The organism is Xanthobacter sp. (assembly GCF_041911315.1).
Classification (GTDB): Bacteria; Pseudomonadota; Alphaproteobacteria; order Rhizobiales; family Xanthobacteraceae; genus Xanthobacter; species Xanthobacter aminoxidans.
In genome coordinates this window covers 93257-105601 of sequence record NZ_JAYRPE010000003.1, presented here as the reverse complement: position 1 = coordinate 105601, position 12345 = coordinate 93257, and the positions used below count along the sequence as shown (strand labels likewise).

The 12345-nt window shown below is 66.9% G+C and carries 15 protein-coding genes; 11 read left to right on the top strand and 4 right to left on the bottom strand.

Going from position 1 to position 12345, the window contains the following annotated elements; translation table 11 throughout:
* Positions 1-62 precede the first annotated feature (62 nt).
* The 3 genes from ACE3QW_RS01240 to ACE3QW_RS01230 form a co-directional block, all read right to left on the bottom strand.
* The gene (locus tag ACE3QW_RS01240; RefSeq protein WP_374250185.1) at positions 63-1034 is read right to left on the bottom strand and encodes an acetamidase/formamidase family protein; all 972 of its coding nucleotides are present in this window, start codon (positions 1032-1034) and stop codon (positions 63-65) included.
* 185 nt (positions 1035-1219) lie between these two features.
* Entirely contained in the window at positions 1220-1867 is a 648-nt protein-coding gene (locus tag ACE3QW_RS01235; RefSeq protein WP_374250117.1) for an ANTAR domain-containing response regulator, read from the bottom strand.
* 17 nt (positions 1868-1884) lie between these two features.
* On the bottom strand, positions 1885-3036 hold the full coding sequence (locus ACE3QW_RS01230; protein ID WP_374250116.1) for a transporter substrate-binding domain-containing protein: 1152 nt from the start codon (positions 3034-3036) through the stop codon (positions 1885-1887).
* A gap of 268 nt (positions 3037-3304) precedes the next feature.
* Between ACE3QW_RS01230 and ACE3QW_RS01225 the strand changes: the two genes are divergently transcribed.
* The 7 genes from ACE3QW_RS01225 (at position 3305) to ACE3QW_RS01195 (ending at position 7748) form a co-directional block, all read left to right on the top strand.
* Positions 3305-3676 (top strand): hypothetical protein, encoded by a 372-nt coding sequence (locus ACE3QW_RS01225; RefSeq protein WP_374250115.1) that lies wholly within the window; start codon positions 3305-3307, stop codon positions 3674-3676.
* A complete protein-coding gene (nthB, locus tag ACE3QW_RS01220; RefSeq protein WP_029555657.1) occupies positions 3673-4347 on the top strand; it encodes a nitrile hydratase subunit beta in 675 nt (224 codons plus the stop codon). Before ACE3QW_RS01225 ends, nthB begins: the two co-directional genes overlap by 4 nt.
* 55 nt (positions 4348-4402) lie before the next feature.
* Complete coding sequence (gene nthA / locus ACE3QW_RS01215) at positions 4403-5029, top strand: nitrile hydratase subunit alpha (protein WP_374250114.1); 627 nt, start codon at positions 4403-4405, stop codon at positions 5027-5029.
* 13 nt (positions 5030-5042) lie between these two features.
* A complete protein-coding gene (locus ACE3QW_RS01210) occupies positions 5043-5381 on the top strand; it encodes a nitrile hydratase accessory protein (RefSeq protein WP_051678805.1) in 339 nt (112 codons plus the stop codon).
* Positions 5382-5522: 141 nt separating this feature from the next.
* Complete coding sequence (locus ACE3QW_RS01205) at positions 5523-6044, top strand: DUF1097 domain-containing protein (protein ID WP_374250113.1); 522 nt, start codon at positions 5523-5525, stop codon at positions 6042-6044.
* Positions 6045-6091: 47 nt separating this feature from the next.
* Positions 6092-6715 carry a HupE/UreJ family protein gene (locus ACE3QW_RS01200; protein ID WP_374250112.1) on the top strand — a complete coding sequence of 208 codons (624 nt, stop codon included), beginning with the start codon at positions 6092-6094 and terminating at the stop codon, positions 6713-6715.
* A gap of 136 nt (positions 6716-6851) precedes the next feature.
* Positions 6852-7748, top strand: coding sequence for a helix-turn-helix transcriptional regulator (locus tag ACE3QW_RS01195; protein ID WP_374250111.1), 897 nt, complete (start codon positions 6852-6854; stop codon positions 7746-7748).
* A gap of 191 nt (positions 7749-7939) precedes the next feature.
* Here the strand turns inward: ACE3QW_RS01195 and ACE3QW_RS01190 are convergent, their stop codons facing one another.
* Entirely contained in the window at positions 7940-8302 is a 363-nt protein-coding gene (locus tag ACE3QW_RS01190) for a winged helix-turn-helix transcriptional regulator (RefSeq protein ID WP_374250110.1), read from the bottom strand.
* A 119-nt stretch (positions 8303-8421) separates the two neighbouring features.
* Between ACE3QW_RS01190 and ACE3QW_RS01185 the strand changes: the two genes are divergently transcribed.
* From ACE3QW_RS01185 to ACE3QW_RS01170, 4 genes are all read left to right on the top strand, one after another.
* Positions 8422-9045 carry a hydrolase gene (locus tag ACE3QW_RS01185; RefSeq protein WP_374250184.1) on the top strand — a complete coding sequence of 208 codons (624 nt, stop codon included), beginning with the start codon at positions 8422-8424 and terminating at the stop codon, positions 9043-9045.
* A gap of 196 nt (positions 9046-9241) precedes the next feature.
* Positions 9242-10072: an alpha/beta fold hydrolase gene (locus tag ACE3QW_RS01180; protein WP_305852723.1), complete on the top strand. Its 831-nt coding sequence runs from the start codon at positions 9242-9244 to the stop codon at positions 10070-10072.
* A gap of 61 nt (positions 10073-10133) precedes the next feature.
* Positions 10134-10421 (top strand): XapX domain-containing protein, encoded by a 288-nt coding sequence (locus ACE3QW_RS01175; protein WP_374250109.1) that lies wholly within the window; start codon positions 10134-10136, stop codon positions 10419-10421.
* Positions 10422-10459: 38 nt separating this feature from the next.
* On the top strand, positions 10460-12325 hold the full coding sequence (locus tag ACE3QW_RS01170) for an amidohydrolase (RefSeq protein ID WP_374250108.1): 1866 nt from the start codon (positions 10460-10462) through the stop codon (positions 12323-12325).
* The last annotated feature ends 20 nt before the right edge of the window (positions 12326-12345 follow it).

Here is a 12345-nt window from a genome sequence, read left to right as displayed (position 1 = left end):
GGCTCGGCCGGAGGCTGCCGGCGATCACGTGACCGCCGGAGCCATTGCCAGGTGTGCGTGGCTCAGGCCGCGCCGAGAAGCGTCTTGTCGACGGAAGCGCCGAGCGTGTACTTCGGGTCCACCATGTTACCGACCCTGAGGTGCCCGGCCTGCGTCAGCAGCATGTAGGCTTCCAGCTCGTCATACCCGTAGTCGGCGGCCATCCAGCGCACCAGCTCGCGATAGGCGATGCGGGCGGCGTCCTCCATGGGGCGGCCGGAGCCGATGGTCATGATGCGGTCGTGGGTCTCCAGCCGCGGCCAGCGGAAGTTCCACCCCTTGATGAGGTCGATCTGCACCGTGGTCACGGTGGGATGCTCAATGGCGAATCCGCACAGCTCCCCATCGCCCTGCGCGGCGTGGCAGTCGCCGAGATAGAGCAGGGCGCCGGGCGCATGCACCGGCAGGTAGATGACGGCGCCGGGTGCCACGTCCGGCAGGTCCATGTTGCCGCCGTAATAGTCCGGGACGAGGGACGAAATGGCCTCGATCTCCGGCGCGGTGCCGATGGTGCCGATGAAGGGCTGATAGGGCAGGCTGATTCGCTCGTTCCAGCGCACGCCTGTCGCCGGGTCCACATGCAGCTTCTTCACGATCTCCGGCAGAGGCGCGTTGAGGATCGCGGTGTCCCCCGTGCCGACGAGGCCGCCGAACTCCGGCATGATGCAGGTGGTGCCGATGGGCTGCGGCCCGCGCGGCACGATGTCGTGGATGTAGACGGCGAGGCAGTCGCCCTTCTCCGCGCCGTTGACGAAGATCGGCCCGTTCTGTGGGTTGAGGAAGGGGAAGTTGAGGATTTCCGACGGCTTGTCGCTCTCGTTTTTGATCTGCCCTTCCATGGCGTCGTGGGTCTCGGCGCTCACCACCGCGCCCGGATCCACGCGCAGCACGGGCGTGGCATAGGGGCCGTAGACGTAGTGATACTTGCCCTGGCTCGCCTCGGTGATCTCGTAGCGGTCGCCGGCGCGCCCTTTGGCTTCGCCGCGGGCTGCCATGATGGAGCCTTCGAGCCAGGCCGGATCGGGAGGGGAATAGGGGGGCGGCGTCAGAGGCCGTGATGCGTGCTGCCGGGACATGGGATGCCGGGACATGGGCCTTCTCCTTGCGGGCGGGCTGGCGTCGCTGGCAGCTGCCACGTGCGCGGAGCCGTGCGGCTCCGTCGTGATGTGGGTCGGTAAGGTCAGCGCCGGGCCGCGGTGCGCGGCTCGGCTTCGGGCGAGGACGCGGTCAGCTTCGACCGGCCGGAGATGTAGTCCTCGCAATAATCCTCGAGGCTCTGGCGCCGGCGCATGCTGTCGCGGCGGAGCATGACATAGGCCTCGTCGTCATCCACCTGGTGCTCTTCCATCAGCAGCAGGATGGTCTTGATGACCGCCTTGCGGCGGCGGCGGCGATCCTGCTGGGCGTTCAGCTCGCTCGCCATCTCCTTGCGCAGCAGATACTGGTTCACGCCGAGGAACAGCGTGGTGTAGACGGCGCCGGCATAGACCGGCTTGCGCAGGAAGGCCGTAGCGCCCTGGTTCATCAGCGCCTTCAGCCGGCCCGGCGCCTCGATGCCGACCAGCCCGATCACCGGCACCGGCGGCGTGCGGGCCGCGCCGAGGTCGCAGGGCAGCACGCTGTCGAGGTCGCCGTCGATGAAGAGCAAATCCGCGCGCTCCTCCACCAAGGCGAGATCGAGATGGCGCCCGGCCTCCGGGACGTCCGCGCGGGCCACCACGAGACCGAGCTTGCCGAGCACGCTCTCCAGCGTATCGATGCCGCCCTCGCCGGAGGCGACGATGAGCGCCCGGGCGCCGCGGAAGTTCTGGAGCAGGTTGCGCGACATGGCTGGCCCGGCCCTCTTCACTTGGCGACCCGCAGCCGCGGCGCGGATGCGAACCAGCTGTCGGTGGGCGAGGAGCGCACCAGATAGGGATCCGGCCGGATGGGCGCCGGTTCCTCGCGGATGATATCGAATTCCGTCCCGCGCGAGCGGCCGATGCGCGGCGTGAGATGGAGATGCATAGTCTCCGCATCCACCCACACATCGCCCTGGGGCGCGGCGAGACGCTGGCGCGCCACCGCCGCCTTCACCGCGAGGATTTCATCGGTGCCGGCTTCAGCCAGCGCGCCGGCCAGCAGCTTCACCGCGATGTAAGAAGCTTCCGCATCCGCCGAGGTCAAAGGCGCTGAGGGATAGGCTGCGGCGTGGCGGGAGACGAAGGCATCGTTCACCGGGTTGCGCAGGGCCGAGAAATAGACGCTGGAGGAGATGTGGCCGTCGCGGGCCTCCGGCTCCAGCTCGTCCAGATCGGGCTCGGACAGGTTGCAGCTCGCCACCGGCATCGTCCCCGGCTGGTCGATGCCGCGCGCAAGGCAGGCATGGCGCAGCGCGCTGAGGAAGGCGAGGCCGCTGACCCCGATAAGCGAGGAAAAGACGAAGCTCGGCCGCGCCTCGATCACCGCATCCACGAGCTTGCGCAGGTCCGTCTCGCCGACGGGGAGATAGCGCTCCGCCACCACCGTGCCGCCGCGCGCCGTCACCGTCTCGCGCAGGATGCGGCTGTTCTCCCACGCCCAGATATAGTTCGAGCCGACGCAGAAGGCGCGGTCGCCGAAGGTAGACATGAGGTAGTCGATGAGCGGCAGGATGTGCTGGTTCGGCGCCGCGCCTGTGTAGACGACATTGTCGGCGCTCTCGAAGCCCTCGTAGTGGGACGGATACCAGAGCATCCCGTCATGCTTCTCGAAGCACGGGATGACCTCCTTGCGGCTCGACGAGGTGTAGCACCCCACCACATGGCGCACCCCTTCGGCGAGAAGCTGGCCGCTCAGAGCCGTATAGCGCGAGAGGTCGCCACACGGATCGACGACCACGGGCACCAGCTCGACCGGTCCCGCCTCACGGATCTCCGACACGGCGAGCAGCGCGCCGTTGAGCATGGCGCCGGCAACCGTGCTGTAGGGCCCCGTGGTGGAGAACATCAGGCCGATCCGATAGCTGGGTCTCGCCATTTCCCTCACCGCAGGTGTCCGTTCCCGGGTGCCCCGGTCGATGCCCGCCCGCCGCAAGTGGCCTTGTTTGAACTGGCCTTGCCGCAAACAAAAACGCCCTCGGGCCGTTCGGCCTGAGGGCTGCATCGCCACGGGGTCTGTCCCGAATGTCAGTTCGCAAATGGCGACTTAATAGGCATCCTTGCCTATCGCCTACGAATTAGCCTGACTGTGCGCCGGCGATGTGTCAAGCGCAAATGTGGCTGGCCCGCATTCAAGCGGGGAATAAATGGCGGGAGCAGCGGGGCGCGGTGCGTCAGTGCCTGTATCTCCGATTGAAATCGTGGCTTCCGCGCTAAAGCCGGCACCTGAAAATTCGCGCTTGACAGTTCTTTTGTTGCGTCGCACTGTTTTCACGGTCGTCGAGCAAGGACGCTCATCAAGACGCCGCCAGCATGATTTATGGATCAGTGGCAAAGCCGCCCGCAGCGAGGTGCTGACGGGCTTTTTTGCGTTGGCGATCATCTTCGTCGGCCTTGAAAGCCTGGCTCCTCGTGTTCCGCCGCTCCGCGGGCCGCTCGTCGCGGCGGCAGGGGCGGATCAACCGAGGCTGGCGATCCGCCTGGGATCGCAGGCATGGCAGAGAGAGGCGTCGGCATGAAAGTTCAGCATTTCCTCGGGGGCATCGAGAATCTCGGCCCCGTGGCCGTCGAGAAGCGCGTGTTCGTGGAGCCGTGGGAGGCCCAGCTCTTCGCGGTCCACACCACCATGATGGGCACCGGCATCTGGGCCTGGCCGGATCTTCGGGTGCTCGCGGAAGGCATGAGCCCGCTCGATTACTTCAAGTATCGCTACTACATCAAATGGCTCGGCGGCATGTGCCATTTCCTTGTGGCGAAAAACTATATTTCCGAAAAAGAGCTTGAGGAACGCACCAAGCACTTCCTGGAACACCCCGACGCGCCGCTCCCCAATTCCGGGGACAATGCCGTCACCGAGCGGGTGATCGAGTATTTCTACACCGGTGCCAACCCCTATCGGGACGTGGCGGTCGATCCCCTGTTCAAGGTCGGCGACAAGGTGCGCGTGAAGGACATGCCGCCCGCGGTCCACACCCGGTTGCCTGGCTATCTGCGCAACAAGGTCGGCGTGATCGATACCGTCTACAAGGGCGCCTATCTCTACGCCGACAACGTGCCCACCGACGGCATCTCCACCACCCAGCCGGTCTATCTGGTCAAGTTCAAGACGCGGGACTTGTGGTCCGACATCCCGGACAAGGGCGACGTTCTCTACAACGACTGCTTCGAAGTCTATCTCGAAGCCGCCTGATCTCATTCTTCATCACAACAACCGGCCTCGCGCCCAATCGCCAGAGCGGAAAATCATGAGCGACGATCACGACCACGACCACGAACATCATCACCACCTGCGGGAGAGCGAGAGCTATTACGCCGCCCGCACCAAGGCCCTCGAATCCCTGTTCCGCGAGAAGGGCATGATCGGCATCGACACGGTCGATCGCGTCATCCGCTTCTTCGAGCACGAGATGGGGCCGTTCAACGGCGCCAAGGTGGTGGCCAAGGCCTGGACCGATCCGGCCTTCAAGGCGCGCCTGCTCGCCGACGCCAACAAGGCCATCGCCGAACTCGGCCTCAAGGACGGTATCGAGGGCGAGAACCTGCGCGTGGTGGAGAACACCTCGGCCGCGCACAACGTGGTCTGCTGCACCCTGTGCTCTTGCTGGCCCTGGCCGCTGCTCGGCCTGCCGCCCTACTGGTTCAAGGATCCGGTCTTCCGCGCCCGCATCGTGCGCGAGCCGCGCGGCGTGCTCGCCGATTTCGGTGTGAGCCTGCCCGAGGACAAGCGGATCGACATCTGGGATTCGAGCGCGCAGGTGCGCTACTTCGTGATCCCCGAGCGGCCCGCCGGCACCGAGGGCTGGCCCGAGGAAAAGCTCGCCGCCCTCGTTTCCACCGAGGCCATGCAGGGCCTCGGCCTCGTCTCCGCCTGAAGGGATCGTCGCCATGGACATCTATGTGGAATCGCTCGACGGGCGCGGCGCCATCCCGCGCAATTGCGAGAGCCTCCAGTTCGAGGAGCCCTGGCAGGGCCGCGCCTTCGGCATGGCCCTCGCCCTCGCCGAGGCCAAGGCCTACCAGTGGGAGGACTTCCGCCAGAGCCTGATCGGCACCATCGGCACCTGGGACAAGTCCCACGCGCCCGATGACGAGACCTGGAACTACTACCAGCAGTGGCTGGCGGCGTTCGAAAAGCTCGCTCTGGAGCGCGGCCTCGTCAGCGCCGAGGAGCTGGATCGCAGGACGGAGGAATTCCTCCACCGAACCCGCGAAGAGGTGATCTGAGCCGGGCGGCGGGCCGCATCGGGTCCGCCGCCACGCCAGCCATCAATCGCCGTCAACCTACCGTCGTCTCTCGCCCCCGGCGCGCCACCCGCGCGCCGGAACGGGAGAGGCTTGTCTCACCGCCTCAGCGGAGGCTTCGACATGATCATTTCCCTGGCCCTGAGCGTCGGCGTGCTGGGAGGCCTGTGCACCTGGCTGTTCCTGACCACGCAGGCGTTCCTCATCTGGGCGGCGTTCATCGCCTGGGCGTGCTTCTTCCACTCGGGCGGCGACGCCGCGGCGTTCCGGACCACCATCGTCTCGAACGTGTTCGGTGTCGCGGTGGCTTGGGCGACAGGGCTCGTCCTCGCCACCCTCGCGCCGGGGCCGACGGTGGGCGCCGTCATCGTCGGGCTGTCCATCGCCCTCTACATCCTCGCCGCCTACATCCCGGCCTTCTCCTCTATCCCGGCCGTGACCTACGGCTACGCAGCGACCTTCGCGTTCCTCACCCAGAACGCGGACGCCTTCACGCCGGCCGCGATGCTGTCCCTCACGGGCCGCAACGCGCTCCTGCTGGTGCCTTTCTCCATGATCCTCGGCGCCTGCTTCGCCTACGCCTCCGCCTTGTGCGCGGCGCGCATCCGGCGGGCGCTGCTCCAGCCGGAGCGCAGCCCCGTCTGAGACCCGTATCCCTCGTTTCCAACCCATCCAGAGCAAGGAAGAACATCATGTCCCGTCTCGTCAGCAGGATCACGCTCCTGTCCCTCGTTCCCCTCTTCGCCGCCACCTCCGCCGAGGCGCACCACGCCATGGGCGGACGGCTCCCGGCGACCTTCGGCGAAGGCTTCATCTCCGGCCTTGCCCATCCGGTGATCGGGCTCGACCATCTGGGCTTCATCGTTGCCGCCGGCCTGATCGCCGGAGTGATGGGGCTCGGCGCCTTCGTGCCGGTGGCCTTCGTGGTGGCCTCCATTGCCGGCGTCATGCTGCATGTGCAGCTCGTGAATCTGCCGTTCGCCGAGACGGTGATCGCGCTGAGCGTGGTGGCCATCGGCGGCATGCTCGCCGCCGGCCGGGAAAAGCCGGTGCGCGGGGTTTGGATCGGCCTGTTCGCCATCGCCGGCCTGTTCCATGGCTACGCCTATGGCGAGTCCATCGTCGGTGCCGAGCCGACCCAGCTCGTCGCCTATCTCGCCGGCCTCGCGGTGGTGCAGTCGGTGATCGGCGCGGGTGTCGCCCTCGTCGCGTCGGGCCGCGCCTGGACCCCCACGTCTCTAGCCCCGCGGCTGGCCGGCGCCGCCGCCTTCGGCATCGGCCTGTCGGCGGTGGTGACCCAGCTGATCCCGGGCTGAACGGTCGGGAGCCGGCGCCCGCCTACGGGCGCCGGCTTTAAACCTTTGTCTATAGCCTAGGTCAGCGCCACTTCATTTTACCCGTCCCGCTTCTGGTGTAGGTTCGCGCACCAGCAAGCCAGCCCCGAGGCTTCAGATGGCCCGTTTAGACACGGCGGCACCCGGCGGAATCACGCGACGCGACAGCCTCGGCTGTTCCGTCGCCGCGCTGGAGGACGAGAGGGAGCTGGTCGGCACCGGCTTCGTCGTCTACCGCAAGCAGCATGATGGCGCGGCCACGAGCCGGGTCGAAACCCCACCGAGCGGACGTGGCCTGCTGATGGGTGTTGCCCTCTCCAGCGGGCACCGCCGCCGCATCTTCGGCGACGGCGCGGCGACCGCCTACGATTTCGAGCCGGACAGCTGCTACGTCCGCTCCTTCTCCGACACCTATCGCGCCGACATCGAGACGGGGTTCGACTTCTTCCTGCTGGAGATCTCCCACGCGGCGCTGCACCAGACCTTCAGCGAGATGGGACTGCCGCTGGCGGAGTGCGTCTCCTGCACGCCTGGCACGCAAGACCCTGTGCTGGCGCACCTCTCGCGGGCGCTTCTGCCCATGCTCGATGCGCCGGAGCGGCAGGTGCCTCTGTTCCTGGATCAGGTGGTCTCGGCCATCCAGACCCATCTCGCCACGCGCTATCACGGCGCTGCGGTGCGCATTCCCGGCGGTCTCTCGCCACGCCAGTTCGCCATCGCCAAGGAGCGGCTCGCCGCGGGGCTCGATGGCAACGTGCTGATCTCCGACATCGCTGCCGCCTGCGGCGTCTCGCGCGGCCATTTCATCAAGTGCTTCAGGGATGAAACGGGGCTCACGCCCTACCAGTGGATGCTTCACCTGCGGGTGGAGCGGGCGCGGGACCTCATCGTCGGCTCGCGCCTGCCGCTGGCGGATATCGCCATCATCTGCGGATTTTCCGACCAGAGCCACATGACGCGCACCTTCACGCGCCTTACCGGATCAGCGCCGGGGTTGTGGCGGCGCGGCCATTGAGCGAGCGGGGGCGCCTTCGGGAAATCCCATCGTTCAAGGATGCGGGCTTTTCGGCAAGACGGGCTCCAGCTGCAACGCCATAGTCCGCCCCATCAGCCCCGCTTCGGGCCTTCGGCAAGGGATCGAACCGATGAGCACTGTCCCGCTCAAGTTCTCCACATGCTGCGATCCACCAGCGAAGGTGGGTGCGGTCAGCGCTCGTTAGTCAGCGCGCCCACCGTGCCTTCCAGGTACAGCGCAGATTCCGCCTGCACCAGAAGAAGGTCGATGGCGCGACCCGAATCCGTCAGCCTGTATTCCACCTGACGGACCCGCCCCTCGATCTCCCGCCGCGTCACATATCCCCCGGCCTCAAGCGCCTTGAGCCGGGCAGAGAGAACGCGCGCCGAAATCGGCCCCGGCAAGCTTCGCCGGAGCTGTCCGAACCGCAACGTGCCGTGGCGCGACAGTGCCGCGACCACATGAGCCATCCACTCCTGAGCGAAGAACTTCAGGAGGGGCTCGGCCATGCACGCCTTTTCTGCCTGAGGATCGATCTTGTCTTGGAAATTCATGGATGTGCCCGGTATCCCGCCAGTAACTAATGGTCTCAGCCCGTAACGGGCGCTAGCTTCGCCCCGGCTTTCACACAGGAGATGCAACCGTGCCCCACGCTGTCGCCGCCCCCGGCAGTATGCTTCTTTCGCCGAAGGATCATACGCTCATCATGATCGACTTTCAGTCGCAAATGTCCTTCGCGACCAAGTCCATCGACGCCGTGAACCTGCGCAACAACGCGGCTCTGGTCGCCCGCGCCGCCGCCGGCTTCGGGGTGTCCACTATCCTGACCACTGTGGCCGAGAAGAGCTTCTCCGGCCCCATGTTCTCCGAGATCACCGAGGCGTTTCCGGGCGAGAAGCTGCTCGACCGCACCTCCATGAACACCTGGGAGGATGAAGCCGTCATCGCCCGTGTCAACGAGATCGGCAAGGGCCGCATCGTGCTCTCTGGCCTGTGGACCGGCGTGTGCATCGTCGGCCCGGCCCTGTCGGCCCTCGAGCAGGGCTTTGAAGTCTACGTGATCGCCGACGCCTGCGGCGATGTCTCCGACGAGGCGCACGAGCGCGCCATGCAGCGGATGATCCAGGCCGGCGCGCGTCCCATGACCTCGCTGCAATATCTGCTGGAGCTGCAGCGCGACTGGGCCCGCACCGCCACCTACGACATGACCACCGGCATCGCCAAGACCTACGGCGGCGCCTACGGCCTCGGCATCATCTACGCCAAGACCATGTTCGGCGCCTCCGAAGGGCACTGAAGGACCAAATCCCATGACTGACAATGACGCACCGGGCGGCGAGCGCCTCCCGGAACAGTTCCCCCTTGTCTCGCGCCGGACCGTGCTTGGTGCCGGCGCCACCGCGGCGCTCGCCGCCGCACTCGGCCTCGACATTCCCGCCGCTGCCTTCGCAGCCTCCCACCCCGCAGCCTCCCACCCCCACGGAGTTCAACCCATGCCCAGCGTGACCACCAAGGACGGCGTCGAGATCTTCTACAAGGACTGGGGCCCGAAGACCGCCCAGCCCATCGTCTTCCACCATGGCTGGCCCCTGTCCTCGGACGACTGGGACGCGCAGCTCCTGTTCTTCGTGAACAACGGCTATCGCGTGGTCGCCCACGACCGCCGCGGCCACGGCCGCTCCACCCAGGTGAGCGACGGCCATGACATGGACCATTACGCCGCCGACGCCGCGGCCGTGATGGACCATCTCGACCTTAAGAACGCCGTGCACATCGGCCATTCCACCGGCGGCGGCGAGGCGCTGCACTACACCGTGAAGCACGGCAAGGCACGCGTCGCGAAGCTGGTGCTGATCGGCGCCGTGCCGCCCATCATGCTGAAGACCGAGTCGAACCCCGGCGGCCTGCCCATGGAGGTCTTCGATGGCTTCCGCAAGGCGCTCGCCGCCAACCGCGCCCAGTTCTTCCTCGATGTGCCCACCGGCCCGTTCTACGGCTTCAACCGTCCCGGCGCGCAGGTCTCCCAGGGCGCCATCTGGAACTGGTGGCGGCAGGGCATGACCGGTGGCGCCAAGGCCCATTACGACGGCATCAAGGCCTTCTCCGAGACCGACTTCACCGCCGACCTTAAGGCGTGCGAGGTGCCCACCCTCGTGATGCATGGCGATGACGACCAGATCGTCCCCATCGCCGACAGCGCGCTGCTCTCCGCCAAGCTGCTGAAGCACGGCACGCTGAAGGTCTATCCCGGCTATCCCCACGGCATGTGCACCACCCATGCGGACGTGATCAACGCCGACCTCCTCGCCTTCATCAAGGCGTGATCTCCTTCCGGCGCCGGCCTCCCCCCGGCCGGCGCCGGATGTTCGAACCTCCGGAGGGCCCATGAAGCTCTATCTCGCCTCGCTGGGCGCCGGCCTGCTGGTCGGTGTCGTCTACAGCCTCATCAACGTGCGCTCCCCGGCCCCGCCGGTGGTGGCGCTGCTGGGGCTGCTCGGCATTCTGGTCGGCGAGCAGATCCTGCCCGTCGCGCGTCATTTGATGAACGGCGACGGCCTCGCTCGCGCCATCGGCCTCGCCGATTGCAAGGACCACGTGCTGGGCCAGCTTCCGGGCCGGCGCGATGCGGCGGATGCGCCTGCCTCGGGCGACACGACCCCTCCCAAATCCTGAGCTTTCATTCTCGTCGCCCCCAGCATAAGGCGCGCACCATGAGCGAGATCGCCGACCTCATCCTGTTCAACGGCAAGATGACCACCCTCGACCGCACCAATCCCACGGCGGAGGCGGTGGCGGTGCGCGACGGCGTGATCGTGTTCGTCGGCCCAACCAACGATGCCATGCGCCTCGCCGGCACGACGACGAAGATCATCGACGTGGGCGGCCGGCGGGTCATCCCCGGCCTCATCGACAGCCACATGCACATCATCCGCGGCGGCCTGAACTACAATATGGAGCTGCGCTGGGACGGAGTGCGTTCGCTTAGCCAGGCCATGGACATGCTGAAGCGGCAGGTGGCCGTGACGCCCGCCCCGCAATGGGTGCGCGTGGTGGGCGGATTCACCGAGCACCAGTTCGCCGAGAAGCGCCTGCCGACGCTGGAGGAGATCAACGCCGTCTCCCCGGATACGCCGGTCTTTATCCTGCACCTCTACGACCGCGCCTTGCTCAATGCCGCCGCCTTGCGCGTGGTGGGCTACACCAAGGACACTCCCGATCCGCCCGCCGGCGAGATCATCCGCGATGCCAACGGCAATCCCACCGGCCTGCTGGTGGCCAAGCCCAACGCCACCATCCTCTATGCGACGCTGGCCAAGGGGCCGAAGCTGCCGCCCGAGTACCAGAAGAACTCCACCCGCCACTTCATGCGCGAGGTGAACCGCCTCGGTGTCACCTCGGTGATCGATGCGGGCGGCGGCTTCCAGAACTATCCGGAAGACTATTCGGTCATCGAGAATCTGCACCGGGAGGGAAACCTCACCGTGCGCATCGCCTACAACCTCTTCACCCAGAAGCCGAAGGCGGAGCTGGCCGATTTCGCCGGCTGGTCCAAGTCCGTCACGCCGGGGCAGGGCGACGACCTCTATCGTCATAACGGCGCCGGCGAGATGCTGGTCTATTCCGCCGCCGACTTCGAGGACTTCCAGGTGGCGCGGCCGGACCTGCCCGGCGCCATGGAAGGCGACCTAGAGCCGGTGGTGCGGCTGCTCGCCGAAAACCGCTGGCCGTTCCGCCTGCACGCCACCTATGACGAGACCATTTCGCGCGCCCTGGACGTGTTCGAGAAGGTCGATTCCGACGTGCCGCTCAAGGGCCTCAACTGGTTCTTCGACCATGCGGAGACCATCACCGACCGCAACATCGACCGCATCGCGGCGCTGGGTGGCGGCATCGCCGTGCAGCACCGCATGGCCTATCAGGGTGAATATTTCGTCGATCGCTACGGCGCCAAGGCGGCCGAGCGCACCCCGCCCATCCGCCGCATGCTGGAGGCCGGCATTCCGGTGGGCGCGGGGACGGACGCCACCCGCGTCGCCTCGTACAATCCCTGGGTCTCGCTGTCCTGGCTGGTGACGGGCCGCACGCTGGGCGGGCTCTCCCTCTATCCGCCGGCGAACCGGCTGGACCGGGAAGATGCGCTGAGATTGTGGACCGAGGCGAACACCTGGTTCTCCAGCGAGCCGGGCAAGAAGGGGCAGATCAAGGACGGCCAGCTTGCCGATCTGGTGGTGCTTTCGGACGACTATTTCTCGGTGTCCGAGGACCGTATCCAGGACATCACCTCCGTCCTCACCTTGCTCGGCGGCGTGCCGGTACATGGGGATGGCGCCTTCCGCGATCTCGCACCGCCGCTGCCGCCGGCCATGCCGGACTGGTCGCCGGTGCGCACCTTCGGTGGCTACCAGCCCCGCAAGGCGGACAGTGCGCAGAAATACGCCTTCGCCGCCGCCTGCGGCTGCGCCAAGGCCTGCGGCGTCCACGGTCATGCCCATGCCGGGGCGTGGGGCGCGAGCGTGCCTGTGGGAGACCAGCAGGGCTTCTTCGGCGCGCTGGGTTGCGCCTGCTGGGCCTTCTGAGGGATGGGACCGGACCTTCC

Bases quoted from the DNA above. Each gene is read 5' to 3' on its own strand.
- nthB (WP_029555657.1), top strand. From the start codon at position 3,673: ATGAAAGTTCAGCATTTCCTCGGGGGCATCGAGAATCTCGGCCCCGTG.
- ACE3QW_RS01195 (WP_374250111.1), top strand. From the start codon at position 6,852: ATGGCCCGTTTAGACACGGCGGCACCCGGCGGAATCACGCGACGCGAC.
- ACE3QW_RS01240 (WP_374250185.1), bottom strand. From the start codon at position 1,034: ATGGCAGCCCGCGGCGAAGCCAAAGGGCGCGCCGGCGACCGCTACGAG.
- ACE3QW_RS01200 (WP_374250112.1), top strand. From the start codon at position 6,092: ATGTCCCGTCTCGTCAGCAGGATCACGCTCCTGTCCCTCGTTCCCCTC.
- ACE3QW_RS01235 (WP_374250117.1), bottom strand. From the start codon at position 1,867: ATGTCGCGCAACCTGCTCCAGAACTTCCGCGGCGCCCGGGCGCTCATC.
- ACE3QW_RS01175 (WP_374250109.1), top strand. From the start codon at position 10,134: ATGAAGCTCTATCTCGCCTCGCTGGGCGCCGGCCTGCTGGTCGGTGTC.
- nthA (WP_374250114.1), top strand. From the start codon at position 4,403: ATGAGCGACGATCACGACCACGACCACGAACATCATCACCACCTGCGG.
- ACE3QW_RS01225 (WP_374250115.1), top strand. From the start codon at position 3,305: ATGGCGGGAGCAGCGGGGCGCGGTGCGTCAGTGCCTGTATCTCCGATT.
- ACE3QW_RS01210 (WP_051678805.1), top strand. From the start codon at position 5,043: ATGGACATCTATGTGGAATCGCTCGACGGGCGCGGCGCCATCCCGCGC.
- ACE3QW_RS01190 (WP_374250110.1), bottom strand. From the start codon at position 8,302: ATGAATTTCCAAGACAAGATCGATCCTCAGGCAGAAAAGGCGTGCATG.
- ACE3QW_RS01205 (WP_374250113.1), top strand. From the start codon at position 5,523: ATGATCATTTCCCTGGCCCTGAGCGTCGGCGTGCTGGGAGGCCTGTGC.
- ACE3QW_RS01170 (WP_374250108.1), top strand. From the start codon at position 10,460: ATGAGCGAGATCGCCGACCTCATCCTGTTCAACGGCAAGATGACCACC.
- ACE3QW_RS01180 (WP_305852723.1), top strand. From the start codon at position 9,242: ATGCCCAGCGTGACCACCAAGGACGGCGTCGAGATCTTCTACAAGGAC.
- ACE3QW_RS01230 (WP_374250116.1), bottom strand. From the start codon at position 3,036: ATGGCGAGACCCAGCTATCGGATCGGCCTGATGTTCTCCACCACGGGG.
- ACE3QW_RS01185 (WP_374250184.1), top strand. From the start codon at position 8,422: ATGCTTCTTTCGCCGAAGGATCATACGCTCATCATGATCGACTTTCAG.